We start from the raw sequence: 23,886 nt of genomic DNA, 5'->3' as shown, positions 1-23,886 counted from the left end.
CGGGAAGTCTGGTCGGCATGTGTTCCGTCCTGCCCACCGACCGGAGGTCCCCTCGTGACCGCGCCCCGCCCCACCACCCCCCGCAAGCTCCTCGGCCGGCTGTCGCTGCCCGAGCGGACGTACGTGGCGGACGCGCTGCGCACCGAGACCGTGGGCGGGGTGCTGCTGCTCGCCGCCGCCGTCCTCGCGCTGCTCTGGGCGAACATCCCCGCGCTGCACGCCAGCTACGAGAGCGTCTCCCACTACCACCTGGGTCCTGCCGCCCTCGGCCTCGACCTGTCCGTCGCGCACTGGGCCGCCGACGGACTGCTGGCGATCTTCTTCTTCGTCGCCGGGATCGAGCTCAAGCGGGAACTCGTGGCGGGTGACCTGCGCGACCCGAAGGCCGCCGCGCTGCCGGTCATCGCCGCGCTGTGCGGCATGGCCGTACCGGCCCTCGTCTACACGGTCACCAACGTCACCGGCGGTGGTTCCCTGGCCGGGTGGGCCGTGCCGACCGCGACCGACATCGCGTTCGCGCTCGCCGTACTCGCCGTGATCGGCACCTCCCTGCCGAGCGCCCTGCGGGCCTTCCTGCTGACGCTCGCCGTCGTCGACGACCTCTTCGCGATCCTGATCATCGCGGTGTTCTTCACCGCCGACCTGAACTTCGCCGCGCTCGGCGGTGCCGTCGCGGGCCTGGTGCTCTTCTGGCTGCTGCTGCGCACGGGCGTGCGCGGCTGGTACGTGTACGTGCCGCTGGGCCTCGTCGTCTGGGCGCTGATGTACAACAGCGGCATCCACGCCACCGTCGCCGGTGTCGCCATGGGCCTCATGCTGCGCTGCCACCGCCACGAGGGCGAGGACCGCTCCCCCGGCGAGCGCATCGAACACCTCGTGCGGCCGCTGTCGGCGGGGCTCGCTGTGCCGCTGTTCGCGCTGTTCAGTGCGGGCGTCGCGGTGTCCGGCGGGGCGATCGCCGACGTGTTCACCGAACCGGAGACCCTCGGTGTGGTCCTCGGTCTCGTCGTCGGCAAGTCGCTCGGCATCTTCGGCGGTACGTGGCTGACGGCGCGCTTCACCCGCGCCTCGCTCAGCGACGACCTGGCCTGGGCGGACGTGTTCGCGGTGGCGACCCTCGCCGGCATCGGCTTCACCGTGTCGCTGCTCATCGGCGAACTCGCCTTCGACGGCGACCAGGCGATGACGAACGAGGTGAAGGCCGCCGTCCTGCTGGGCTCGCTCATCGCCGCGACACTCGCGACCGTCCTGCTGAAGATCCGCAACGCCAGGTACCGCCGGCTGTGGGAGGACGAGGAGCGCGACGAGGACGCCGACGGCATCCCGGACGTGTACGAGGAGGACGACCCGGCGTACCACCTGCGGCTCGCCGCCCTCTACGAGCGCAAGGCCGCCGAACACCGCCGGATCGCCCAGGAGAAGGCAGCGGCGCGCCACGGGCTTGCCGAAGTACCGGGCGGGGCAGGCGATGACCACCACCGTCCGGCATGATCTGACGAGACGGTACAAAAGACGGGACCGTACGCAGTCAGGCCGTACCCAGTCGGACGACTGCGGCGGGTCAGGAACAAGACGCGGAAAACGGACCGTACGCAGAAGAGGGAGACCCGCGATGAGCGCACCCGACGGCAGCCCGGTCGGCGCCGAACGCAGCATCGGCCAGCTGTTCGCCTCGGCGACGGCGGAAATGTCGGCGCTGGTGCACGACGAGATCGCGCTGGCGAAGGCTCAGCTCAAGCAGGACGTCAAGCGCGGCGCGACCAGCGGCGGCGCCTTCTCGGCGGCCGGCGCGGTGCTGATCTTCTCCCTGCCGATGCTGAACTTCGCGCTGGCGTACGGCATCCGCACCTGGAGCGACTGGAACCTCGCGGTCTGCTTCCTGCTGTCGTTCGCGGCGAACGTGCTGGTCGCCGGTGTACTCGCGCTGATCGGCGTGACCTTCGCGAAGAAGGCCAAGAAGAGCAAGGGCCCGCAGAAGGTCGCCGCGTCGATGAAGGAGACCGCGGTCGTGCTCCAGAAGGCCAAGCCGCACCCGCGGCCGGAGCTGCAGCAGGACCGGGTCCCCGAGGCCATCGAGGCTGTGGCACGCTCGTCGTCATGACGGACCCCGCCCCTGTACCGGCACAACCGGCCTCGGCCGTACTCCTGGACGGCCCCTGGAGCCATCGCGACGTCGCCGCCAACGGCGCCCGCTTCCACATCGCCGAGCTGGGCGACGGGCCGCTGGTGCTGCTGCTGCACGGGTTCCCGCAGTTCTGGTGGACCTGGCGGCACCAGCTGGTGGCACTCGCCGACGCGGGCTTCCGGGCCGTCGCCATGGACCTCAGGGGCGTCGGCGGCAGTGACCGCACACCGCGGGGCTACGACCCCGCCAACCTCGCGCTCGACGTCACCGGCGTCATCCGCTCCCTCGGCGAGCCCGACGCCGCGCTGGTCGGCCACGACCTGGGCGGATACCTCGCGTGGACGGCGGCCGCGATGCGTCCCAAGCTGGTGCGGCGCCTGGCGGTCGCGTCCATGCCGCACCCGCGGCGCTGGCGCTCGGCCATGCTGCGGGACGTCAAGCAGACCCGCGCCGGGTCACACATCTGGGGGTTCCAGCGGCCCTGGATCCCGGAGCGGCAGCTCACCGCCGACGAGGGGGCGCTCGTGGCGGAGCTGATCCAGGAGTGGTCCGGGCCGCGCCCGCCCGAGGACGAGGCGCTTCAGACGTACCGGCGCGCCATGTGCATCCCCTCCGCGGCGCACTGCGCGGTCGAGCCGTACCGCTGGATGGTGCGCTCCCTGGCCCGCCCCGACGGCATCCAGTTCAACCGCCGGATGAAGCGGCCCGTGCGGGTGCCGACGCTGCATCTGCACGGCTCGCTCGATCCCGTGATGCGCACCCGCAGCGCGGCGGGCTCCGGCGAGTACGTCGAAGCCCCCTACCGCTGGCGTCTGTTCGACGGCCTCGGGCACTTCCCGCACGAGGAGGACCCGGTCGCGTTCTCGTCGGAACTCATCAACTGGCTGCGGGATCCCGAACCCGACCGGTGACCGGTCGACCGCGCCCGGTACCCGGCTGGTGAACGCTTGTCCTACGAACGGCCACTTGCCTGGCGCATAGGCCAATTGGACGCCCCGGGCGCGGTTATCGACCATGGGCCGGGGGCACACGTCGGGGTATGGGCTGGACGCACGACTACAGTGACGCAACCCGCAATCGCCGCTCGGCGGGCGGTGCGAACCCCCACCATCGAAGCGGCGCACCGCAGATGGCCACCAGGGACCCCCGGGGCGGTATTCCGCGTATCCTCCGCCGCCGCGCGCGCTGGGTCTCCGTACGTCTTCGGCCCACACGCGACTGAGGCATCACCCGCGCGAGCGACACCCCGGCACCTGCGGCAGCTGCCGCTTCGGGGCCGCCGTTCCTAGAGGGCACAGCTGTCGCTGCCCACCTGCCGGTTGGCGGTGCGCCCCTTGGTGATGTCCTCCCGGATCTCGTCCACGGTCAGCGCGTAGCCCGTCTTGGTGTCGTCCAGCGACTTGGCGAAGACGACGCCGTAGACCTTGCCGTCGGGCGTGAGCAGCGGTCCGCCGGAGTTGCCCTGGCGGACGGTCGCGTAGAGGGAGTAGACGTCGCGGCGGACGGTGCCGCGGTGGTAGATGTCCGGGCCGTTGGCCGTGATGCGGCCGCGCACGCGGGCGGGGCGCACGTCGTACGACCCGTTCTCCGGGAAGCCCGCGACGATGGCGCTGTCGCCGCTGGTCGCGTCCTTCTCCGTGAAACGCAGCACGGGCGCCTTCAGGTCCGGTACGTCGAGGACGGCGATGTCACGCCGCCAGTCGTAGAGCACGACCCTGGCGTCGTACTTCTTGCCCTCGCCGCCTATCTGCACGGTCGGCTCGTCGACTCCGCCGACCACGTGCGCGTTGGTCATCACGCGGCGGCCGGAGAAGACGAAACCGGTGCCCTCCAGGACCTTGCCGCAGCTCGGGGCCGTCCCCATGACCTTGACGATGGAGCGCTGGGCGCGGTCGGCCACGGGGCTGTTCGCGAGCGCCGGGTCGGGCGGCTGGACGTCGGTGATCGGCTCGTTCGAGAACGGGCTGAAGACCTGCGGGAAGCCGTTCTGCGCGAGGACGGAGGAGAAGTCGGCGAACCAGGTGGCCGCCTGGTCCGGCAGGGCCTGCGAGACGCCCAGCAGGACCTTGGAGTTGCGGACCTCCTTGCCGACGGTCGGCAGGGTGGTGCCCGCGAGGGCGGAGCCGATCAGCCAGGCGACCAGGAGCATCGCCACGACGTTGACCAGGGCGCCACCGGTGGCGTCGAGGGCCCGGGCCGGGGACCAGGTGATGTGCCGGCGCAGCTTGCTGCCGAGGTGGGTGGTCAGGGCCTGGCCGACGGATGCGCAGACGATGACGACGACGACCGCGACGACCGCGGCGGTCGTGCTCACCTCGGCGTTGTCGGTCAGCGCGTCCCATACGACGGGCAGTACGTAGACCGCGACGAGGCCGCCGCCCAGGAAGCCGATCACCGACAGGATGCCGACGACGAACCCCTGGCGGTACCCCACGACCGCGAACCACACGGCGGCGACCAGCAACAAGATGTCCAGCACGTTCACGGAGGCCACCCTGTCATGCGCGCCAGTCGAGGGGGACCTGCTTCTCGCGGTCCCAGGGCCGCTCCCAGCCCGCGAAGTGCAGCAGCCGGTCGATGATCCCGGCCGTGAAACCCCAGACAAGGGCTGATTCGACCAGAAATGCCGGACCTCGGTGGCCGCTGGGGTGGACGGTGGTCGCGCGGTTGGCCGGATCCGTGAGATCCGCCACGGGGACGGTGAAGACCCTGGCGGTCTCGTTCGGATCGACGACTCCGACCGGGCTCGGCTCGCGCCACCAGCCCAGCACGGGTGTGACGACGAAGCCGCTGACCGGGATGTAGAGCCGGGGCAGGACGCCGAAGAGCTGGACGCCGGAGGGGTCGAGACCGGTCTCCTCCTCGGCCTCGCGCAGGGCGGCCCGCAGCGGGCCGTCACCGCCGGGGTCGCCGTCCTCGGGGTCGAGGGCGCCGCCCGGGAAGGAGGGCTGCCCGGCGTGCGAGCGCAGGGAGCTCGCGCGCTCCATGAGCAGCAGCTCCGGGCCGTGCGCCCCCTCACCGAAGAGGACCAGGACGGCGGACTGCCGCCCCGCTCCGTCCTCCGGAGGCAGGAACCGGCTCAGCTGCCTCGGCCGGACCGTCTCGACGGCGTGCACCACGGGGTCGAGCCAGCCGGGCAACCCGTCCTTGCTCAGCGTCACCGGGCCACCCTGTGTGTCGCTCGCACGCGTCATCGCCACCCCCGTCGTCCTGCCGCATCCAACGCGCGGGCGTCCTGAGATCGTTCCGCCAACGCCCGGGATCCCCTGAACGGGCGGCGCGCCGGGCTCGCGCGGCGGCGCATCGGATCCACCGGGTGGTGCCGGGAGCCCGCCCGGCCGCGCAGCGAGCCCCTTCGGTGACGCGGGTCGCTCATCCGGCCCCCAGCGGCGGCGCCGGTTTGCCGCCCGCGTCCAGGTAGGCCTGCGGCGGGTTCAGCCGCTGGCCGGGGAAGCCGCCCTTCTCGTACTTGAGGAGCTTCCTCGCCTTCTCCGGGTCGGTCTCGCCCTCGCCGTACGCCGGGCAGAGCGGAGCGATCGGGCAGGCCCCGCACGCGGGCTTGCGGGCGTGACAGATGCGGCGGCCGTGCCAGATCACGTGGTGCGACAGATCCGTCCAGTCGCTCTTCGGGAAGAGCGCGCCGACGGCGGCCTCGATCTTGTCGGGGTCGGTCTCGCCGGTCCACTGCCAGCGGCGCACCAGGCGCTGGAAGTGCGTGTCCACGGTGATTCCGGGGCGGCCGAAGGCGTTGCCGAGCACGACGAACGCGGTCTTGCGGCCGACGCCGGGCAGCTTGACCAGGTCTTCGAGCCGGCCGGGGACCTCGCCCCCGAACTCCTCCACCAGGGCCTTCGACAGCCCTATGACGGACTTCGTCTTGGCCCGGAAGAAGCCGCACGGGCGGAGGATCTCCTCCACCTCCTCGGGGTTGGCGGCGGCCAGGTCCTCAGGGGTGGGGCACTTCGCGAAGAGGGCGGGTGTCGTCTGGTTGACGCGCAGGTCGGTCGTCTGGGCGGACAGGACCGTGGCGACGACCAGTTGGAAGGGGTTGGCGAAGTCCAGCTCGGGGTGGGCGTACGGAAAGACCTCGGCGAGCTCGCGGTTGATACGGCGGGCCCGGCGGACCAGGGCGGTACGCGACTCGTCGCCCGGCGGGTGGACGACGGTCTTGGCGGGGGCGGTGCCCTTGAGACGGGCCGTGGCCTTCTTCGGCGCGACGGTGACCTTCTTGGCGGCGGGCGCCTTCTTCACGGCGGCACTCTTGGTGGCTTTCCCGGAAGCGGCCTTCTTGGAAGTGGCGGTCTTCGACGTAGCCGTCTTCGACTTGGTCGTCTTCGCAGCGGCCGTCTTCGCAGCAGTTCCCTTGGAAGCAGCCCTCTTCGCGGACGCCGCCTTGCTCGCCGGGTCCGTCTTGTTCTCTTTCGCCGTTTTCCTACCGCCATCGGGGCTCTGTTCGCCCACAGCGGAATCGCGACGTACAACCACCCGCGCAGCCCCCTCGGCCTGTGCTCTCACCGGCGATTTGGACACCCGGCCAGCCTAAGGCCCGGCACCGACATCCGCCCCGGCCCCTGAAGATCGGCGCCCAATTGGACCCCTGCCGCGTACCCCGGGACACGTGTGCGGCATCCTTGTGACAGATCACACTGTTTGGACCGCCCGACAAAATGGGCACCACGGTCCCTCGGTACATGGGGGAGCAAGATCCCCTGAGCAGGTCGACAAGGAGAGAACTCGTGGACGACGTTCTGCGGCGCAATCCGCTCTTCGCGGCGCTCGATGACGAGCAGGCCGCGGAGCTCCGCGCCTCCATGAGTGAGGTGACCCTCGCCCGCGGTGACTCGCTGTTCCATGAGGGCGACCCCGGTGACCGCCTGTACGTGGTCACGGAGGGCAAGGTGAAGCTCCACCGCACGTCGCCCGACGGCCGCGAGAACATGCTGGCCGTGGTCGGCCCCGGTGAGCTCATCGGTGAGCTCTCGCTGTTCGACCCGGGCCCGCGCACCGCGACGGCCACCGCACTGACCGAGGTCAAGCTGCTCGGCCTCGGCCACGGCGACCTCCAGCCCTGGCTGAACGCCCGCCCGGAGGTGGCCACGGCGCTGCTGCGCGCCGTCGCGCGCCGGCTGCGCAAGACCAACGACGCGATGTCCGACCTCGTCTTCTCGGACGTCCCGGGCCGCGTCGCCCGCGCCCTGCTGGACCTGTCGCGCCGGTTCGGCGTGCAGTCCGAGGAGGGCATCCACGTCGTGCACGACCTCACGCAGGAGGAGCTGGCCCAGCTGGTCGGCGCGTCCCGCGAGACGGTCAACAAGGCCCTCGCGGACTTCGCCCAGCGCGGCTGGCTCCGCCTGGAGGCCCGCGCGGTGATCCTCCTGGACGTGGAGCGCCTCGCCAAGCGCTCACGCTGACGCGCACCCCGCCGTACGTCATCGGGCCCCGTCTCCGCGCGAGACGGGGCCCGACGTCGTCAAGGAACGTCGCCTGCCTGTGCACACCGCTGCCGGGCGAGGACCTGGCCCGTACCTGCCGCGCTACCGCCCCGGCCGCGGCCGTCCTGGGGCACGAGCCGGCCGGGGACGACGCCGTGCTCGCGGCGTACGTCGGCGATCTGGGCCCCTGGCTCGCCGGGGAGTACGCGCGCGTGCACGGCGTCAAAGCGCCGCGGCCCTGAGGACCCCGGGCCCTAGATGAGCCCGTGTTCTTCCAGGTAGTCCATCTGCGCCCGTACCGACAGTTCCGCCGCCGGCCACAGGGAGCGGTCCACGTCCGCGTAGACGTGGGCGACGACCTGCGCGGGGGTGCGGTAGCCGTCCTCCACGGCCGTCTCGACCTGGGCGAGGCGGTTGGCGCGGTGGGCGAGGTAGTACTCGACGACGCCCTGGGCGTCCTCCAGGACCGGGCCGTGGCCCGGCAGGACCGTGTGGACGCCGTCGTCGACCGAGAGGGAGCGCAGGCGGCGCAGGGAGTCCAGGTAGTCGCCGAGACGGCCGTCGGGGTGGGCCACGACGGTCGTGCCACGGCCGAGGACCGTGTCGCCGGTGAGGACCGCCCGGTCGGCGGGGAGGTGGAAGGACAGGGAGTCCGCGGTGTGGCCGGGGGTCGGTACGACGCGCAGTTCCAGCCCGCCGGTGGTGATCACGTCCCCGGCGGCCAGACCCTCGTCGCCCAGGCGCAGGGCCGGGTCGAGGGCACGCACGCGCGTGCCGGTCAGTTCGGCGAACCGGGCGGCGCTCTCCGCGTGGTCGGGGTGGCCGTGGGTCAGCAGGGTCAGGGCGACGCGCTTGCCGGCCTGCTCGGCCGTGGCGACGACCCGGCGCAGGTGCCCGTCGTCCAGCGGCCCCGGGTCGATCACCACGGCCAGGTCCGCATCCGGCTCGGAGACGATCCAGGTGTTGGTGCCGTCCAGGGTCATGGCCGACGCGTTGGGGGCCAGGACGTTGACGGCCCGCGCGGTGGCGGGCCCCGAGAGGACCCCGCCGCGGGGCCGGCCGGGAAGGGCGCTTGCGTCCGTCATGCGGTGGCTCCACCGGTCGGGATGTGCTTGGTGAACTCGTCGTGGCCCGGCCAGGAGAGCACGATCTCCCCGTCCACCAGGCGGGCGGTGGCCAGGACGGGCGTGAGGTCACGCCCCCGGGCCGCGTCGAGTGCCCCGGCGGCCGTCTCGTACGCCGTCAGCTGGCGCAAGGTCGCGATCGTCGGCGGCATCATCAGCAGCTCGCCCTCGTCGTAGCGGGCCGCCGCCTCGCGCGGGGCGATCCACACCGTGCGGTCGGCCTCCGTGGAGGCGTTGCGGGTGCGCTGCCCCTCGGGGAGCGCGGCCACGAAGAACCAGGTGTCGTAGCGGCGGGCCTCGAACTCCGGGGTGATCCAGCGGGTCCAGGCGCCCAGCAGGTCGGAGCGCAGGACCAGGCCGCGGCGGTCCAGGAACTGGGCGAAGGACAGGTCCCGGGCGACCAGGGCCGCCCGGTCGGCCTCCCAGTCGGCGCCCGTGGTGTCACCGACGACCGAATCGGCCGCCGGTCCGGCGAGCAGCACGCCCGCCTCCTCGTACGTCTCGCGCACGGCCGCGCAGACGATCGCCTGGGCCGCCGTCTCGTCGACGCCGAGCCGCTCGGCCCACCACGCGCGCGTGGGGCCCGCCCAGCGGACCTGGTGGTCGTCGTCCCGCGGGTCGACACCGCCGCCCGGATACGCGTACGCGCCTCCGGCGAAGGCCATGGAGGCGCGTCTGCGCAGCATGTGGACGGCCGTGCCGCTGCCGGTGTCCTTCAGGAGCATGACGGTGGCCGCGCGCTTGGGGGCCACCGGCGTGAGGGTGCCGGCCGCGAGGGCGCGGATGCGGTCCGGCCACTCCGGGGGGTACCACTGACCGTTCGCCATGGGCGCGAGGCTATCCCGTGACGGGCGGATGTTCGAGTGGCCCCCGGGACCGGATTGCGCAGCTGGGGCCACCTGGCGGGCCCCGGGGGTGTTACGCGAGTTCCACCTGGATCTCGACCTCGACGGGCGCGTCCAGCGGCAGCACCGCGACGCCCACGGCACTGCGCGCGTGCACGCCCTTGTCGCCGAGGACCTCGCCGAGCAGCTCGCTCGCGCCGTTCAGCACCGCGGGCTGGCCGGTGAAGTCCGAGGCCGAGGCCACGAAACCGACCACCTTCACCACGCGCGCGATGCGGTCCAGGTCACCGGCGACGGACTTCACGGCGGCCAGGGCGTTCAGCGCGCACGTACGCGCCAGCTCCTTGGCCTCCTCAGCGGTGACCTCCGCACCGACCTTGCCGGTGACCGGAAGCTTGCCCTCCACCATCGGCAGCTGCCCGGCGGTGTACACGTACGGGCCGGACTGCACGGCCGGCTGGTAGGCGGCGAGCGGCGGCACCACGTCGGGCAGACTCAGGCCCAGCTCGGCGAGCTTCGCCTCGACGGCGCCCACTACTGCTTCTCCCGCTTCAGGTAGGCCACGAGCTGCTCGGGGTTGTTCGGCCCGGGCACGACCTGGACGAGCTCCCAGCCGTCCTCGCCCCAGGTGTCCAGAATCTGCTTCGTGGCGTGGACGAGCAGCGGCACAGTCGAGTATTCCCACTTGGTCATGCGGCCGACTCTAGCCCCTGGCGGGCAGGGGCTCGCGGCCCACCACCGCACCGCTTGTCCACAGCCTCCCGCGTAGCCCGGGCGCGGACTGGTTAGGCTCGAATACGTGAGCAGGCTCCAGGTCGTCAGCGGCAAGGGCGGTACCGGCAAGACCACGGTGGCCGCGGCCCTAGCGCTGGCCCTGGCCACGGAGGGGAAGCGGACGCTTCTCGTCGAGGTCGAGGGCCGTCAGGGCATCGCGCAGCTCTTCGAAACGGAAGCGCTGCCTTACGAGGAACGGAAGATCGCGGTAGCACCCGGGGGCGGGGAGGTGTACGCCCTCGCCATCGACCCCGAACTGGCCCTTCTGGACTACCTCCAGATGTTCTACAAGCTGGGCAGCGCGGGACGGGCCCTGAAGAAGCTCGGCGCGATCGACTTCGCCACCACCATCGCGCCCGGCCTCAGGGACGTCCTGCTGACCGGCAAGGCGTGCGAGGCGGTGCGCCGCAAGGAGCGCAGCGGGCGGTTCGCCTACGACTACGTCGTCATGGACGCCCCGCCGACCGGGCGGATCACGCGCTTTCTGAATGTGAACGACGAGGTCGCCGGTCTCGCCAAGATCGGTCCGATACACAATCAGGCGCAGGCCGTGATGCGGGTGCTGAAGTCGCCGGAGACGGCCGTGCACCTGGTGACGCTGCTGGAGGAGATGCCCGTTCAGGAGACCGTGGACGGCATCGCCGAGCTGCGTTCGGCCCGGCTGCCGGTGGGCCGGATCATCGTGAACATGGTCCGGCCGGAGGTACTGGACGAGACCGACCTGGAACTCCTGCGGACGGTCCCGCGTTCCACTGTCGCGCGGTCCCTGTCGTCCGCCGGGCTCGGCGGGGCGCGGCGCGGGGGGCACGCCGAGCGGCTGGTGGACCCGCTGCTCACGCAGGCCGAGGAGTACGCCGAGCGGTACACGCTGGAGCACGAGCAGCGTGCGGTCCTGGCCGAGGTGGGCCTGCCGCTGCACGAACTGCCGCTGTTCGCCGAGGGCATGGACCTGGCGGGGCTGTACGAACTGGCCCGCGAGCTGCGCGAGCAGGGCGTGTCATGAGCCGGGACGGACAGGGCACGCGGACAGGACGTGTCATGAGCGGGCACGGACGAGACCGGGCACGGACGAGCACGCGAGCAGGGCGTGTCATGAGCCGGGACCGACAGGCAACACCCGTCATGAGTCGGAAGCAGGGGATGTCATGAGCCGTCCGGACCCGGCCCACCACCGTCTGACGCCGGCGCGCCTGCTCGACGTCGATCCGCTGCTGGAGGACCCGGAGACCCGGATCGTGGTGTGCTGCGGCTCGGGCGGGGTCGGCAAGACGACGACCGCTGCGGCGCTGGGGCTGCGCGCGGCCGAGCGGGGCCGCAAGGTGGTCGTCCTGACCATCGACCCGGCCCGCAGGCTGGCCCAGTCCATGGGCATCGACTCCCTGGACAACACCCCGCGCCGGGTCAAGGGCATCGACGACGCGGCGGGCGGCGAGCTGCACGCGATGATGCTCGACATGAAACGCACCTTCGACGAGATCGTCGAGGCGCACGCGGACCGCGAGCGGGCGGCCGCCATCCTGGGCAACCCCTTCTACCAGTCGCTCTCGGCGGGCTTCGCGGGCACGCAGGAGTACATGGCGATGGAGAAGCTCGGGCAGCTGCGCGCCCGGGACGAATGGGACCTGATCGTCGTCGACACGCCGCCGTCCCGTTCGGCGCTGGACTTCCTGGACGCGCCCAAGCGGCTTGGCTCGTTCCTGGACGGCCGGCTGATCCGGCTGCTGACGGCTCCGGCGAAGCTGGGCGGCCGGGCCGGGATGAAGTTCCTGAACGTCGGGATGTCGATGATGACCGGCACCCTCGGCAAGCTGCTGGGCGGTCAGCTCCTCAAGGACGTCCAGACGTTCGTGTCCGCGATGGACACCACCTTCGGCGGCTTCCGTACCCGCGCGGACGCGACGTACAAGCTGCTCCAGGCGCCCGGCACGGCGTTCCTCGTGGTCGCGGCCCCGGAGCGGGACGCGCTGCGTGAGGCGGCCTACTTCGTGGAGCGGCTGGCCGCGGAGGACATGCCGCTGGCGGGGCTCGTGCTCAACCGGGTGCACGGCAGCGCCGCCGACGGGCTGTCGGCCGAGCGGGCGCTCGCCGCCGCGGAAAATCTTGAAGAGCCCGGCATTGTGGATCAGGAGGACGGGAAAGCAGTACTTCGTAACTCCCCCGACGCACAGGACAGTTCAGACTCTCCCACGCCCGGAACACCAGCTCGGGCATCGGCTCCCGAAGGTGGCTCCCCCGCCGACAACGCCGAGCACACCGAGCACACCGGGGACACGGAGCACATGGAGGACCCCGAGCGGTCCGTCGACCAGCTCACGGCAGGCCTGCTGAGGCTGCACGCCGATCGTATGCAGCTGCTCTCCCGTGAGCAGCGCACACGTGACCGCTTCACCGCGCTCCACCCGGAGGTGGCCGTGACGGAAGTGGCCGCACTGCCCGGAGACGTGCACGACCTCGCGGGACTGCGCGACATCGGCGACCGGCTCGCGGCCGACGCGCGTGAGCTTCCCGACCCCGCCGGCCTGCCGGAAACGCCCGAGGCGAGTGCCTGAGCGCAACCGGGTGAGGGCGCGGGGCGCCTGAGAGGCGCCAGGACTCGCAGATGATCACGAAGGGCCCGGAAAGGGCCCTCGGACCTGGACCTGGGGCGCCCCCGAGAGGGGCTCCTCAGCTCACCGCCGCGTAGTTCTCGTAGATCTCATCGTCGTCGAGGGGCAGCACACCGCACCCCCGCTCGTACTCCGAGCGCGCCGTCTCCAGCAGCCGGCGCCAGGAGGTCACCGTGGGACGCCTGCGCAGCAGTGCGCGGCGCTCCCGCTCCGTCATGCCTCCCCACACACCGAACTCGACGCGGTTGTCGAGCGCGTCGGCCAGGCACTCCGTACGCACCGGGCATCCGGTGCACACCGCCTTGGCCCTGTTCTGCGCTGCTCCCTGAACGAACAGTTCATCCGGATCGGTAGTGCGGCAGGCCGCCTGCGCACTCCAGTCGACTACCCAGCCCATACCGGCGCCGTCCTCTCCCGAATCGAGGCTCCCCCACGGCGGCAGCGGCATATTCACCGCCGCCAGTTGAGGACGTTACGGAAGGTGGGCACAGCGCAACACCCCCAGCGGGCCCAATCTTGAATGGCCCGAACGGACTATGGGTAAGCGGCAGATCACCCGGGGGAGTGAGCTGGCGACATACGTAACTTTCCCGGCAAACCAGGACAGTTCAGTTGCGTCACAAGGGACGCCGTATGACACACAAGGCGGATTCGGACACGACCCCAACAAAAAAGTCGGGGAACACCCAGAACGATTCGGGGTCGCCGGACGTATTGATACGTGGCCTCACTGCTGTGACAGTTGAGAGCAGCTTAGGCCAAGGCCTATACGCCTGTCCGGCGAATGAGAACGTAGGCTGCCCTCATGCCAAACAAGCGCTCGGGCGGTGGTCTGTCCCCTACGCAGCAGGCCGCCAAGTTCCTCGGTGTCAGTGTCCTCGCGGGAGCCGTGCTGGCCGGAATCGCCCTGCCGGCCGTGGGAGCGCTGGGCCTGGCGGCCAAGGGATCGGTCGAGAGCTTCGACGAGCTCCCGGTCAACATGAAGACCCCGCCGCTGAGTCAGCGCACCACGATCCTCGACGCCGACGGCGGCCAGATCGCCACGGTCTACTCGCGCGACCGCACGGTGGTTCCCCTCAAGGACATCTCGCCGTACATGCAGAAGGCGATCGTCGCGATCGAGGACTCGCGCTTCTACCAGCACGGCGCCGTCGACCTCAAGGGCGTCCTGCGCGCCCTCGACAAGAACGCGCGCAGCGGTGAGGTCTCCCAGGGCGCCTCGACGCTGACACAGCAGTACGTGAAGAACGTCTTCGTCGAGGAGGCGGGCGACGACCCGACGAAGGTCGCGCAGGCCACCCAGCAGACCATCGGCCGCAAGATCCGCGAGCTCAAGTACGCGATCCAGGTCGAGGAGGAGCTGGGTAAGAAGAAGATCCTCGAGAACTACCTGAACATCACGTTCTTCGGCCAGCAGGCCTACGGCGTCGAGGCCGCCGCCCAGCGCTACTTCTCCAAGTCCGCCAAGGACCTCACCCTCGAGCAGTCGGCCCTGCTCGCCGGCATCGTCCAGTCGCCCAGCCGGTACGACCCGGTCAACGACGAGACGGAGGCCATGAAGCGCCGCAACACCGTGCTGCAGCGCATGGCGGACGTCGGCGACATCTCCACGGCGCAGGCCGCCGACGCGATGAAGGCGCCGCTCGGCCTGAAGGTCAGCAAGCCCAAGAACGGCTGCATCACGTCGGTCAAGGGCGCCGGCTTCTTCTGCGACTACGTGCGCGAGGTCTTCCTGACCGACCCGGTCTTCGGCAAGACCAAGGAGCAGCGAGCGAAGATCTGGAACCAGGGCGGCCTGACCATCCGCACGACGCTGGACCCGCAGGCCCAGAAAGCGGCGCAGCGGTCCATCAAGGACCACGTCTACAAGAGCGACGAGGTGGCCACCGCCGCCACGATCGTCCAGCCCGGCACCGGCAAGATTCTCGCCATGGGCCAGTCGCGTCCGTACGGCTTCAAGAAGAACGAGACGCAGATCAACCTCTCCGCCGACCAGTCGATGGGCGGCGGCATCGGCTACCAGCCCGGTTCGACCTTCAAGCCGATCGTGGCCGCGGCGGCCCTCGAGGACGGCATGCCGGCGAACAAGGTGTACTCCTCGCCGTACCGGATGGCGTACCCGAGCCCGGTCTCGGCCTGCGACGGCAAGCGGTGGATGAACGACCCCGCCAACCCGGCCAAGCTGCAGAACGAGAACTCCTCCGAGGTGGGCCCGTACGACATGCGGGAGGCGACCGCCAAGTCGGTCAACACCTACTACGTGCAGATGATCAGCGACATCGGCATCTGCCCGGTGACGACGATGGCGAAGAAGATGGGCGTCGTACGGGCCGACGGCAACAAGATGCCGCAGGTACCCTCCATCGCCCTCGGCACGCAGGAGATGTCCCCGCTGACCATGGCGAACGCGTACGCCACCTTCGCCGCGCGGGGCATGCACTGCACGCCGGTCGCCATCGAGTCGGCCAGCCGGCGCGTCGGTGACAAGACCACGTCGCTCGAGGTCCCGAAGTCGACCTGCTCGCGCGCGATGTCGGAGAACACCGCCGACACGATCAACACGCTGCTGAAGGGCGTGGTCGAGGACGGTACGGGTAAGAAGGCCGGCCTCGGCAGCCGCCCCAGTGCCGGCAAGACCGGTACGACGGACGAGCGCTACGCCGCCTGGTTCGTGGGATACACGCCGAACATGGCCGGCGCGGTCTGGGTCGGCGACCCCGCGCACAAGCGCAAGATGGTCGGCATCACCATCGGCGGCCGGTCGTACCCCAAGGTCTTCGGCGGTGAGGTCCCCGGCCCGATCTGGGGCGACATGATGTCCGGCGCGCTGGAGGGCAAGCCGGTCGAGGACTTCAACACCGTCCACATCCCCGACAGCAAGCCGCGGGACCGCGGTGACGGGGACGGCGACGGCAACGGCCGCGGTGACGGCGGCAACGACGACAACGACGGCTTCATCGGCGGTCTGGTCGGCGGCAACAACAACGGCGGAGGCGGCGGCGAGCCCTTCCCGACGCCCTCGTTCTCCATCCCGGAGGGCTTCTTCCGGGGCCAGGACAACGGCGGCGGCAACGGCAACGGCAACGGCGGCAGGTTCGGCTGAACCGAGGGCCCGAGGGCCCGAGGAAACGCAGACGGCCCCTTCCTACCCGCGTGGGTGGGGAGGGGCCGTCGCCGTCCGGCCGAAGGGCCGGCCGACCGGCAGCAGCGCCGCGGCGGCACGGCGCGGCACGGGGCTGCCGGGATCGGCGTCGACTCGGAGGCCGGGCCAGGGCCGAGAAGTCTCCCGGGCCCCGGACCGATCCCGTCGGTCAGCCGGCCAGCAGCTTCTTCACGGCTGCGGCGACACGGCCGCCCTCGGCCTGCCCGGCCACCTTCGGGTTCACGATCTTCATGACGGCGCCCATGGCCCGCGGCCCCTCGGCACCGGCCGCCTTCGCCTCCTCGACCGCCTGGGCGACGATCTGCTGGAGCTGCTCGTCCGACAGCTGCTGCGGCAGGTACGTGGCGAGGACCTCGCCCTCCGCCTTCTCCCGCTCGGCCTGCTCGGCACGGCCACCCTGGGCGAAGGCGTCGGCCGCTTCACGGCGCTTCTTCGCCTCCCGGGTGATCACCTTCTGGACCTCGTCGTCGGAGAGCTCGCGCTTCTCCTTGCCCGCGACCTCCTCCTTGGTGATCGCGGCGAGCGTCAGCCGGAGCGTCGAGGAGCGCAGCTCGTCGCGCTCCTTGATCGCAACGTTGAGGTCATCCTGCAGCTTCGACTTGAGCGTGGTCATGCGGTCGATTGTCGCAGGTCCGGGAGGGACGGCGCCCTCGATTTAGGCGCCCGCGGCCGAAGGGCCGGTGCGATCAGGGGATTTCGGGCACCACCCGGCACGGACCGCGGCCGGGGTCTGACACGATGGCCGTATGCGCGCGCGATACGGAGTCCCCCTGGGAATCGCGGCGGCTGGCGCCGCCGGTCTGGTGTACGCGGCGGGCTTCGAGGCCCGCTCCTTCCGCCTCCGCCGGGTCACCGTCCCGGTCCTGCCCCCGGGAATGCGCCCCCTGCGCGTGCTCCAGGTCTCCGACATCCACATGGTCGGCGGCCAGCGCAAGAAGCAGCGCTGGTTGCGGTCCCTGGCGGGCCTGCGCCCCGACTTCGTGATCAACACCGGCGACAACCTCTCCGACCCGGAGGGCGTTCCGGAGGTCCTGGACGCCCTCGGCCCCCTGATGGAGTTCCCCGGCGCGTACGTCTTCGGGTCCAACGACTACTACGGCCCCAAGCTGCGCAACCCCGCCCGCTACCTGCTCGAGAAGGCCCAGGGCCGCCACGGGCTCAACGGCAACGCGCCGGCCGAGGGCGTGGTGCACAACCCGTGGGAGGACCTGCGGGACGGTTTCGACGCGGCGGGCTGGCTCAACCTGACCAACACGCGCGGCGAGCTCAAGCTCCAGGGCGGTTCGGTGGAGCTCACGGGCCTGGACGACCCGCACATCAAGCGGGACCGCTACGCGCAGGTGGCGGGCGGCCCGTCCGAGTCGGCCGACTTCTCGATGGGCGTGGTCCACGCCCCCTACCTGCGCAGCCTGGACGCTTTCACAGCCGACGCCTACCCCCTGATCCTGGCCGGCCACACCCATGGCGGCCAGCTGTGCATCCCCTTCTACGGCGCCCTGGTCACCAACTGCGACCTGGACACGGAGCGGGTGAAGGGCCTGTCCACGCACACGGCGGAGGGCCACACGTCTTACCTGCACGTATCGGCTGGCTGCGGTACGAACCGCTACACCCCGGTACGGTTCGCCTGCCCGCCGGAGGCGACGCTGCTGACGCTGGTGGGGCGCGAGGCCGTGAGGCCGTGAGGAGCTGAGGCCGGCAGGGGGAGGTGACGGGACGGGGGCGGCCCCGTCCCGGGTGGGCGTAACCCGCACAGCCCCGCCCACATCGCCCCCTATGTCCGCTTCTGTCAGCGTGGGGGCATGACCGCCCCGATACCCCGGGACATCCCGGACCTCCCAGCGATACCGTCCCCGCCGGCGCTGAAACCCGCTCCCGTGCCCGCCACGGCCGTCGTCACCCCGGTCCGCCGCCCCGCTGCCGCGGCCTTCCGCCTGTCGATCGCCCTCGCGGCGGCAGGGGGCGTGGCACTGGAACTGCTCCTCGGCGAGCCGGCCCGGGTCCTGAGCTACTTCGTGATCCAGAGCAATCTGCTGTTGGCCCTGGTCATGATCCTGTCGGCCCGCCGCGCGTGGACGGCCGGCCGTCCTCTGCCGGGCGCCGTCATGGGCGCGACGCTGCTCTACGTCGTGATCGCGGCGTTGGTGCACCACCTGCTCCTGGCGAACGAGGCGAGCCCGTTCTCCCTCACGGGCGAGGCCGCCACACCGACGGGCTGGCAGGCCGTCTCTCATGCGACCCTGCACACGGTGACCCCGATCGCCGCGGTACTGGACTGGCTCCTGCTCACGTCCCCCGGCCGCCTGCACCTCCGCCAGGCCAGCACCTGGCTCCTCTACCCGATGGCCTACCTGGCCTTCTGCCTCACCCGGGGCGAGCTGCTCCTCCCGGGCACCCCCGACCGCTACCTCTACCCGTTCCTCGACGTCGGCCAGGACGGCTTCAAGCGGGTCCTCGGCAACGCGCTCCTCCTGGGCCTCTCCTTCTACGCCCTGGCCGTCCTCCTCGTGGCCCTCGACCACGCCCGCCCGAACCCCATCCGCCACCGCGGCAAAACCGGATTTCGTCTCTAGCCACCGGTGGGCTAAAGTAAACGTCGTCGCCGCGACAGCAGCGACATCGGGGTGTAGCGCAGCTTGGCAGCGCGCTTCGTTCGGGACGAAGAGGTCGTGGGTTCAAATCCCGCCACCCCGACAGTGAAGTACAAGGTCAGACCCACCTAGGAACGTTCCTAGGTGGGTCTGATTCGTTTTGCGTGTCTGTCTGCGTGACTACCGCTCCGAGGCCCGCTCAAAGATGCCGTCCATGACCACGGCGCCGGTCTGGATCACGGGCCGGATCTGCTTCCGGTACACCTCCTCGGTCACGGCTGTGCCGGAGTGCCCGACGAGCCGGGAGATCTCCTCCAGCGGGACGCCACGGTCGGACAGCAGAGGCACGAACCTGTGCCGGAGCGCCCCGGGGCGTCCACTCGTCGGCGTTGATCCTCAGCTCGTGTTGCTCCCAGTTGTCGCCGGCGGCGAGCCGCTCCGAGCCCTGGTCCTCGAACTGCTGCCACAGGCCTTCCACGCGACGCGCCAGGCTGCGCCGCACCTGGCGAACCTGGCGTACGGGCTGCATGTCATAAGAGCTGTCTACTCTCGGCGGCATGGCACTGAACGCACAGGAAGCGAAGATGGCGCATCCGCGCATGGCAGCGGGTGCGCTCTTCTTCGATGCCGCAGGGCGGGTTCTCTTGGTGGAACCCACGTACAAGGACCACTGGGAGATCCCCGGCGGGTACGTCGAGGCCGGCGAGTCGCCCCTGCATACGGCCGTCCGCGAGATCCAGGAGGAACTGGGCATCACCCCACCCCTTGGACGTCTGCTCGCGGTCGACTGGGCTCCGAACGAGGCTGAGGGCGACAAGGTGCTGTTCCTGTTCGACGGCGGCCAGCTCGGCCAGGACGATCTGGCCCGGATCAGCTTGCAGCCCGAGGAGCTGAAAAAGTTCGCCTTCTTCACTCCAGACCAGATCTCGGAGCACACCATCCCGCGATTGGCCCGACGCGTCATCGCAGCGACAGCGGCACGGGACACGGCTTCGCCGGTCTACTTGGAGCACGGCCAGACACCCGGCACCGAGGCAGCGTGACCACTCCCCGCAACATGAGTCGAGCGGAAGCGATCCACCTCGTCCAGCGACTCATGACCGCCGAATACGCCGACGAGGCCGAAGCCGACGACATCCTCACAGTGCTCGTACGTGGGCTTGGCTGCCCACACATCAGCGATTACGTCTTCTGGGACAACGGCCCTCACCTGACGGCGGAGAAGGTCGTCGACCGAGCCCTGTCCTACAAGCCGTTCGCCCTGTAACCGCGCGCTCAACTGCACCGCAGTAAGAGTTTCGCTCCTTCACATGGCCCGCGCACGGCGCGGGCGCGCGCCGCCTCTGCGGCGCGCTGGCGAGCTGCGGGCATGGAGTGGGAGAAGTTCTCTGTGGCTGGGACGGTCGGCTCCACGGCTTAGGCAGCCACTCCGCCGACCGCTTAGCAACGAGCGGACCATCTACTCTTCCGCCAAATCTCATGAAGCTAACTCGCCAGCTAACCGCAGCGCGTTAAGGAGTCTAGTTACCGCTTCCTGCTTACTGGCTTGGCGTTACGGGTTGTAAATCGCGAGCATTAATCGAGTTCATCTACCCGTGAAGCTAGTTGGAGACTTAGTTGCCATCTAAGTCTGCAACCAAGTTGGTGACTATTTCGCGCCCAATTGGCTACCGATTAAGGCGATGGATCCGCGCCGAAGGGGCCTCTGACCTGGCAACTTTGGAATCTAGAAGGGGGCGTCTATCATTGGCCACGCTCCACCTGATCCTCCAACGAACTGGCCGCGTGCGGGCGGGAGTTGAGGGACATCGGCACCCGTCGAGAGGTGCCGGGGCGAGGAAGGGAGGGGTGGCGGTGAACCCTGACATGGGCAAGCCCCGCAGGAAGTGGACCAGCGTCGATAAGGCGCAGCTCTGCATCGGCTTGGCGGGGTTGCTTGTGGCGATCATCGCCTGCGTGGGGCAGTTTATGCAGTAGCTGTCCATGAGAGGTGGGTCCGGGAGTTGCGGCCGCTCATGCATGTGAGCCCGGCCGAGTGGTAGACGACCGGGCTCATGTACTGCATCGCGAGGGCCTGATCCGGCGGCCACCGGGTCGGGCCCGTCGCGTTCATCCGTTCACGGCGGATGCGGGCCTGTCCAGATTCTTGGACAGACCCACTGTAGCTAATGTTGCATCACTTAGGTGAGGCAACATTATTCACAAGCGCACAAGCTGGTCGGTGGCCTTGGCCGACGAGTACGGGCCCGCTGGGGAGATGACCCTGCCCCGTCCCGGGGTCTATGAGGGTCACGCCTGGTGGCAGGGGCGTCAGGCAGCCGCCGACTACTACGACACCGCCCTCGGCCGGCTCACCGAGGACTCCCCGGACGGCCAGCTCGCCGAAGCCTGGCAGCACTGCCCTGTCACCGAGCGGTGGGGCCAGGCGCAGCCGGATGCGTTGCCGGGTGTCGCGTACGGCTTTGCGCTGCTCCACGTAGCCGGCCTCGATCAGGGCTCCGGCATGCTTGCTCGACACGGATGCCGGGAAACCGAGTTGCGTGTTCGCGCAGCTCCCTCACGCGGATGCTGTTCGTCGAGCGGCCGTCTGCGGTCGCGAGGTTCAGCGCAAGGCCCCCGAGGGCTCCGGGTGTTCGTTGCGGGACTCGGGGGTGTCGGCCTCCCTGTTCCGCAGCCGCAGGTCGCAGAGGTAGGCCAGCGCCGCTGTGAGTGCGGCCGTGGTGCCGAACGCGGCGAAGGAAGCGGCGGGGCCGCCGTGGTCGAGGACCGTGCCGGCCAGCGGCGAGCCGATCACGTTGCCGACCAGGATCGCGCTGGCGTACGTGCCCATGGCCACGCCCTTGCTGTCGTCGGGCGCGAGCCGGCTCACGGCGCCGGCGCTGGCCGACAGGGCGGGCGCCACGAGGAGGTTGGCGGGGACGGCGAGCACGCACAGCCAGTACCACTCGGTCGCGAGCCCGATCGGGATGCAGCACACGCCGAGGAGCGCGCCGATCGCGAACGCCGACGGCGGGCGGCGCAGGCCTCCGTAGAGGAAGCCGCCTGCCACCGAAGCGAGGCCTGCGGCCACCAGCAGCAGCCAGCTCCACTGCAGCTGACCGGACTTCTGCAGGGTGCCGATGGCGGCGACTTCGAAGCCGATCACCGCGATCGAGGTCGCGACGGTGATGCTCAGCGCGCACACCATCCGCGCGGTCAGCCAGCCGCGCTGCCGGGGCTTGCGGCCGTCCTCGGCAGGACGGGCCGCCTTGAGGGGCGGGTCGAGCAGCAGGTACGCCCCGCCTGCGGCGAACAGCAGCGTGCCCATGGTCAGGAACGCCACCGTGGGCGACGCCAGGGAGGTGAGCAGGATGCCGAAGGACGGGCCCGCCATGTAGGCGACGTCGGTGGTGATCGCCTCGACCGCGTAGGCGGTGTGCCGGTTCTCCTCGGTGACCATGTCGGCCAGGGCCAGGCGGATGACCGTGAAGGCCGGCAGTGTGGTCAGGCCTCCGATGAACGCCGTGGCCACCAGGGCGTGGAACGGCAGGAAGTGGGCCAGCCCCCAGAACAGCGACTGGGCGATCACCAGCAGAGCGAAGACCTTGCGCAGACCGTAGCGGTCGAGACCACGGCCCTGCAGAGGGGCTCCCAATCCCGCGCCGGCCGTCCAGAACGCGGCCACCAGAGCGCCCGCACCGAAGCCGCGGTCCATGTTTCCCACCACGTGCAGGATGAGGACCGAGGAGATCCCGAGGCCCGGCATTTTCGCCAGCAGCCCCACGGCCATGAGGGGGCGAATTCCGGGTTCGGAGAACAGCCGCCTGTAGGCAGAGAACACGTACACACCTCTTGCGTCACGAAGGGAAGTTGCGTGAGGAACCGCTGATCATCGCCTCAGTCCGAGACCCGGTCCCCATCATTGCTCAGGACTGATCCGCGCAGTCATTCCGGTTCGACCGTGATCACCGCTGTCTCTTCCGGCGCCGCGACGCTTGCCGTGCCGTCGGCCGTGACGAAGGGCTCCTGACCGGCCTGCCGGGCGCCGACGCATGCGAGGGCGAGCGTGGCGGTCACGGCCAGGACGACAACGGCGGCCCCCGAGAGCAGGAAGGCGTTCTCGACTCCGGCGAGGGTGATGGCGGTCGAGGCCACAAAGGGGGAGACCGCCAGGGCTCCTGCCACCCCGGCCTCCCACAGGCCGAGCGCCTTCGCCAGATGATGGCTCGGTATGCGCCGCTGCACCAGCGCGATCAAGGGAATGTCCGTGAGGGCCGAGGCCAGCCCCGTGGCGGTCAGGAGAACGGCCGCCACAGCATGGGAGGTGACCGTTCCCAGTGGAGCCCGGAAGATCCCGAGCAGGGCCCACGCCAGCACGGCGGCCAGTGCGAGTCTGCGGATGCGCAGGCCGGCCAGGAGCAGGGCGCCCACCACTTCGGCGACCCCGGCGACGCCCAGCAGCAGACCGTACTGGCCGCCCTGCCCCACGACCGCGACCAGCCCGACGGTCAGGAAACCGTTGGTCAGGGCGAGGGCGAGCACGAAGGTCACGATGACCACCAGCACATCGGGAGCGGCCCGCACGGCCCTGAGCCCGGCGCCGAGATCGGACCACAGCCCCGTCCGACCGCCGGCCGGGGCGGGGCGGGTCACGCGGATCGCGGCCACGGCGGCCGCCGACCCCAGGAAGGTGAGTCCGTTCACCACCAGCACCGACTGCAGCGAGCCGAAGGCCAGCAACGGCGCGAGCATCAGCGGGCCGACGAAGAAGGCGGCCCGGAAGGCGACTTGCAGCAGTCCGTTGGCCTGCTGGAGGCGGCCGTCCGGCACGATCTGCGGGACCATCGCGTTGCGGGCCGGGGCGAACGGGGCGCCGATCAGCGCCAGCAGCGCCGTGGTCACGACGAGCAGGGGCAGGTTCAGCAGGTCGAGGGAGAACAGGACCGAAGCCACGGCCACCACGGCGACCCGGGCCAGGTCGGTGGCGATCATCAGCTTCCGGCGGTCGCGGCGGTCGGCGTACGAAGCGGCGACGAAGGTGGCCACGAACGCGGGCGCGAACGCGGAGACGCTGACCAGGGCGACGGCCGCGGGGTCCTTCGTCAGTGACCAGGCCAGCCAGGCGGTCGCGGCGGTGTACAGGCCGTCGCCGAAGCGGGAGATGCCCTGGCCGGCGAAGAGAAGCAGGAAGTTGCGGTCCTTCAGCAGTGACATGCGGCCACTGTCGGGTTCCGTCGTGGGCCTGAT

General features: G+C 70.5%; 23 protein-coding genes, 1 tRNA gene and 2 pseudogenes. 14 read left to right on the top strand and 12 right to left on the bottom strand.

From position 1 onward, the window contains the following. Positions 1-54: 54 nt before the first annotated feature. The 4 genes from nhaA to ADK65_RS39195 all read left to right on the top strand — a co-directional run bounded on the left by nhaA (position 55) and on the right by ADK65_RS39195 (position 3,347). Complete coding sequence (nhaA, locus tag ADK65_RS10420) at positions 55-1,491, top strand: Na+/H+ antiporter NhaA (RefSeq protein ID WP_053669678.1); 1,437 nt, start codon at positions 55-57, stop codon at positions 1,489-1,491. 121 nt (positions 1,492-1,612) lie between these two features. Further along, positions 1,613-2,101, top strand: coding sequence for a phage holin family protein (locus ADK65_RS10415; protein ID WP_053669677.1), 489 nt, complete (start codon positions 1,613-1,615; stop codon positions 2,099-2,101). After that, entirely contained in the window at positions 2,098-3,036 is a 939-nt protein-coding gene (locus ADK65_RS10410) for an alpha/beta fold hydrolase (protein ID WP_053669676.1), read from the top strand. The genes ADK65_RS10415 and ADK65_RS10410 overlap by 4 nt, the downstream gene beginning before the upstream one ends. A 128-nt stretch (positions 3,037-3,164) precedes the next feature. Then, positions 3,165-3,347 (top strand): hypothetical protein, encoded by a 183-nt coding sequence (locus ADK65_RS39195; RefSeq protein WP_078955891.1) that lies wholly within the window; start codon positions 3,165-3,167, stop codon positions 3,345-3,347. A gap of 63 nt (positions 3,348-3,410) precedes the next feature. On the opposite strand, the gene ADK65_RS10405 is transcribed toward ADK65_RS39195, so the two are convergent. The 3 genes from ADK65_RS10405 to nth form a co-directional block, all read right to left on the bottom strand. Beyond that, entirely contained in the window at positions 3,411-4,610 is a 1,200-nt protein-coding gene (locus tag ADK65_RS10405; RefSeq protein WP_053669770.1) for a MarP family serine protease, read from the bottom strand. A gap of 13 nt (positions 4,611-4,623) precedes the next feature. Further along, a complete protein-coding gene (locus ADK65_RS10400) occupies positions 4,624-5,319 on the bottom strand; it encodes an NUDIX hydrolase (protein WP_053669769.1) in 696 nt (231 codons plus the stop codon). A 178-nt stretch (positions 5,320-5,497) separates the two neighbouring features. Then, positions 5,498-6,376, bottom strand: a complete 879-nt coding sequence (gene nth / locus ADK65_RS10395; RefSeq protein ID WP_053669675.1) for an endonuclease III — start codon at positions 6,374-6,376, stop codon at positions 5,498-5,500. Positions 6,377-6,861: 485 nt separating this feature from the next. On the opposite strand from nth, the gene ADK65_RS10385 reads away from it, so the two are divergent. Both ADK65_RS10385 and ADK65_RS39190 read left to right on the top strand, forming a co-directional pair. Then, a complete protein-coding gene (locus tag ADK65_RS10385; protein WP_010031945.1) occupies positions 6,862-7,536 on the top strand; it encodes a Crp/Fnr family transcriptional regulator in 675 nt (224 codons plus the stop codon). A 137-nt stretch (positions 7,537-7,673) separates the two neighbouring features. After that, a pseudogene (locus ADK65_RS39190) lies at positions 7,674-7,799 on the top strand (nucleotidyltransferase); the annotation flags it as partial. A gap of 12 nt (positions 7,800-7,811) precedes the next feature. Here ADK65_RS39190 and ADK65_RS10380 read toward each other — a convergent pair. The 4 genes from ADK65_RS10380 to ADK65_RS37990 form a co-directional block, all read right to left on the bottom strand. Next, a complete protein-coding gene (locus tag ADK65_RS10380) occupies positions 7,812-8,642 on the bottom strand; it encodes an MBL fold metallo-hydrolase (RefSeq protein ID WP_053669673.1) in 831 nt (276 codons plus the stop codon). Continuing rightward, positions 8,639-9,508 carry an NUDIX hydrolase gene (locus tag ADK65_RS10375; RefSeq protein ID WP_053669672.1) on the bottom strand — a complete coding sequence of 290 codons (870 nt, stop codon included), beginning with the start codon at positions 9,506-9,508 and terminating at the stop codon, positions 8,639-8,641. The genes ADK65_RS10380 and ADK65_RS10375 overlap by 4 nt, the downstream gene beginning before the upstream one ends. A gap of 91 nt (positions 9,509-9,599) precedes the next feature. After that, positions 9,600-10,061: a RidA family protein gene (locus tag ADK65_RS10370; RefSeq protein WP_053669671.1), complete on the bottom strand. Its 462-nt coding sequence runs from the start codon at positions 10,059-10,061 to the stop codon at positions 9,600-9,602. Beyond that, positions 10,061-10,219, bottom strand: coding sequence for a DUF4177 domain-containing protein (locus ADK65_RS37990; protein WP_097218487.1), 159 nt, complete (start codon positions 10,217-10,219; stop codon positions 10,061-10,063). The genes ADK65_RS10370 and ADK65_RS37990 overlap by 1 nt, the downstream gene beginning before the upstream one ends. A 106-nt stretch (positions 10,220-10,325) precedes the next feature. Between ADK65_RS37990 and ADK65_RS10365 the strand changes: the two genes are divergently transcribed. Both ADK65_RS10365 and ADK65_RS10360 read left to right on the top strand, forming a co-directional pair. Beyond that, the gene (locus tag ADK65_RS10365) at positions 10,326-11,303 is read left to right on the top strand and encodes an ArsA family ATPase (RefSeq protein ID WP_053669670.1); all 978 of its coding nucleotides are present in this window, start codon (positions 10,326-10,328) and stop codon (positions 11,301-11,303) included. Between the two features lie 142 nt (positions 11,304-11,445). Further along, positions 11,446-12,849: an ArsA family ATPase gene (locus ADK65_RS10360; protein ID WP_053669669.1), complete on the top strand. Its 1,404-nt coding sequence runs from the start codon at positions 11,446-11,448 to the stop codon at positions 12,847-12,849. Positions 12,850-12,964: 115 nt separating this feature from the next. On the opposite strand, the gene wblA is transcribed toward ADK65_RS10360, so the two are convergent. Then, the gene (gene wblA, locus ADK65_RS10355) at positions 12,965-13,303 is read right to left on the bottom strand and encodes a transcriptional regulator WblA (protein ID WP_053669668.1); all 339 of its coding nucleotides are present in this window, start codon (positions 13,301-13,303) and stop codon (positions 12,965-12,967) included. Between the two features lie 408 nt (positions 13,304-13,711). On the opposite strand from wblA, the gene ADK65_RS10350 reads away from it, so the two are divergent. Further along, a complete protein-coding gene (locus ADK65_RS10350) occupies positions 13,712-16,009 on the top strand; it encodes a transglycosylase domain-containing protein (RefSeq protein ID WP_053669667.1) in 2,298 nt (765 codons plus the stop codon). A 208-nt stretch (positions 16,010-16,217) separates the two neighbouring features. On the opposite strand, the gene ADK65_RS10345 is transcribed toward ADK65_RS10350, so the two are convergent. Continuing rightward, on the bottom strand, positions 16,218-16,682 hold the full coding sequence (locus ADK65_RS10345; protein ID WP_053669666.1) for a GatB/YqeY domain-containing protein: 465 nt from the start codon (positions 16,680-16,682) through the stop codon (positions 16,218-16,220). 133 nt (positions 16,683-16,815) lie between these two features. Here ADK65_RS10345 and ADK65_RS10340 point away from each other — a divergent pair, with 133 nt between their 5' ends. The 3 genes from ADK65_RS10340 (at position 16,816) to ADK65_RS10330 (ending at position 18,763) form a co-directional block, all read left to right on the top strand. Further along, positions 16,816-17,754: a metallophosphoesterase gene (locus ADK65_RS10340; protein WP_053669665.1), complete on the top strand. Its 939-nt coding sequence runs from the start codon at positions 16,816-16,818 to the stop codon at positions 17,752-17,754. Positions 17,755-17,871: 117 nt separating this feature from the next. Then, complete coding sequence (locus ADK65_RS10335) at positions 17,872-18,642, top strand: Pr6Pr family membrane protein (RefSeq protein WP_053669664.1); 771 nt, start codon at positions 17,872-17,874, stop codon at positions 18,640-18,642. Between the two features lie 47 nt (positions 18,643-18,689). Further along, positions 18,690-18,763, top strand: a tRNA-Pro gene (locus ADK65_RS10330). Between the two features lie 77 nt (positions 18,764-18,840). Here ADK65_RS10330 and ADK65_RS36980 read toward each other — a convergent pair. After that, positions 18,841-19,174: pseudogene (locus ADK65_RS36980) on the bottom strand (site-specific integrase); the annotation flags it as partial. 43 nt (positions 19,175-19,217) lie between these two features. On the opposite strand from ADK65_RS36980, the gene ADK65_RS10325 reads away from it, so the two are divergent. Together ADK65_RS10325 and ADK65_RS10320 are read left to right on the top strand one after the other, a co-directional pair. Further along, a complete protein-coding gene (locus ADK65_RS10325) occupies positions 19,218-19,703 on the top strand; it encodes an NUDIX domain-containing protein (protein ID WP_053669663.1) in 486 nt (161 codons plus the stop codon). A gap of 14 nt (positions 19,704-19,717) precedes the next feature. Beyond that, positions 19,718-19,927 (top strand): hypothetical protein, encoded by a 210-nt coding sequence (locus ADK65_RS10320; protein WP_053669768.1) that lies wholly within the window; start codon positions 19,718-19,720, stop codon positions 19,925-19,927. A 1,335-nt stretch (positions 19,928-21,262) separates the two neighbouring features. Here ADK65_RS10320 and ADK65_RS10315 read toward each other — a convergent pair. Beyond that, complete coding sequence (locus ADK65_RS10315; protein ID WP_159038757.1) at positions 21,263-22,480, bottom strand: MFS transporter; 1,218 nt, start codon at positions 22,478-22,480, stop codon at positions 21,263-21,265. 104 nt (positions 22,481-22,584) lie between these two features. Then, on the bottom strand, positions 22,585-23,853 hold the full coding sequence (locus ADK65_RS10310; protein WP_053669661.1) for an MFS transporter: 1,269 nt from the start codon (positions 23,851-23,853) through the stop codon (positions 22,585-22,587). Between the last annotated feature and the right edge of the window lie 33 nt (positions 23,854-23,886).

The organism is Streptomyces sp. NRRL B-1140 (assembly GCF_001280065.1).
GTDB lineage: Bacteria > Actinomycetota > Actinomycetes > Streptomycetales > Streptomycetaceae > Streptomyces.
The sequence above is the reverse complement of the archived record's forward strand: the minus strand, read 5'-3'. Positions and strand labels throughout refer to the sequence as shown.